This is a genomic window from Pseudonocardia halophobica (assembly GCF_027922425.1).
GTDB lineage: Bacteria > Actinomycetota > Actinomycetes > Mycobacteriales > Pseudonocardiaceae > Pseudonocardia > Pseudonocardia halophobica.
Window position 1 is genome coordinate 1 of record NZ_BSFQ01000120.1, and the last position, 1,251, is coordinate 1,251.

The 1,251-nt window shown below is 69.9% G+C and carries 2 protein-coding genes; both read right to left on the minus strand.

Annotated elements, in window-relative coordinates:
- A partial coding sequence (locus PKE99_RS37575) for an SMP-30/gluconolactonase/LRE family protein (protein WP_271215031.1) occupies positions 1 to 434 on the minus strand: 434 nt, incomplete at its 3' end.
- Between the two features lie 8 nt (positions 435 to 442).
- Positions 443 to 1,251 (minus strand): mandelate racemase/muconate lactonizing enzyme family protein (locus tag PKE99_RS37580; RefSeq protein WP_271215032.1); only part of this gene is annotated, 809 nt, incomplete at its 5' end.

Genomic DNA, 1,251 nt, shown 5'->3' on the forward strand with positions numbered 1-1,251 from the left:
GACCGCGGCACGCCGTAGGAGGCGCCGCGGCCATATCCGGGGTCGGTGAAGTAGATCGTCCCGTCTCGGGCAACGACCACGTCGTTTGGGCTGTTCAGTTCCTGGCTCCGGTAGCGGTCCGCCAGCGTCACCAGTGAACCGTCGGCCTCCTGCCGGACCAGTTGGCTGGTCGCGTGCTCGCACGTGAGCAATCGGCCCTCCCGGTCGTAGGCGTTCCCGTTCGCCATATTGCTGGGATCGCGGAATATCGACACCGCGCCGTCCGCGGACAGCTTCAGAATTCGGGAGGCGGGGATGTCACTGAAGACCAGCGACCGCTCCTCCGGGTGCCACACCGGGCCCTCGAGGAACCGGAACCCCGTGACCGTGGGTCGCAGCGGCTCGTCGGCCACCACGTCGTGCAGCCGGGGGTCCCGGACCTCGATGCCGGGCACCGCCTCGATCATTGCGAGCCGTACGGCCGGGCCCCGTCGGGGGCGACGGCGAACCGTTCGTCGGCGTCCGGGGCGAGCACGACGCCCAACCCGGGCGCGTCAGATGCGGCCAGGTACCCGTCCTGCACCATGAGCGGATCGGTCAGCACCCCGTCCCAGCCCGGCCCGCCGTAGGCGTCGACCTCGATCAGCGGGGTGTTCTCACAGGCCAGGATCAAGTGCAGACCGGCGGCGAGCGCGATCCCGGTGCCCGAGGAGCATGCGATGTGGGGCACGCAGCTGAGGTTCCACGTGCTGGCCAGATCGGCCACCCGCTTCGCCTCGGAGATGCCGCCGACGCTCGTGGCGTCCGGCTGCAGGATGTCGAAGGTGCGCCGGGTCATCAGGTCGATGAACTCGAACCGGGTGAGCAGCGACTCCCCGCCCGACAACTTGATCGAGACCCGGTCGGCGAGCCAGGTGTGGTCGTCGACGTACTGGGTGAGGCTTCGGGACCGGATCGGCTCCTCGAGCCAGGCGACGGCGAGACCCTCCAGCTCGCGGGCGAGGTGCAGCGCCCCGCGCCGGTCGTAGGACATGTTCGCGTCCACGGCGAGATCGACGGCCGGCCCGACGGCGTCGCGCACCGAGCCGACCAGTTCCACCGCGGCGCCGATGTTCCCGTCGATCCGGAGCTTCATGGCGGTGAAGCCGTCGCCGACTGCAACCGTGGCCTCCTCGACGATCGCTTCGACCGGCTTGAGCGAGGGCGCGAAGTAGGCTCGTACCTTCGGCTTGGAGGCGCCGAGCAGCCGGTAGAGGGGCTGCGCGGCGATCT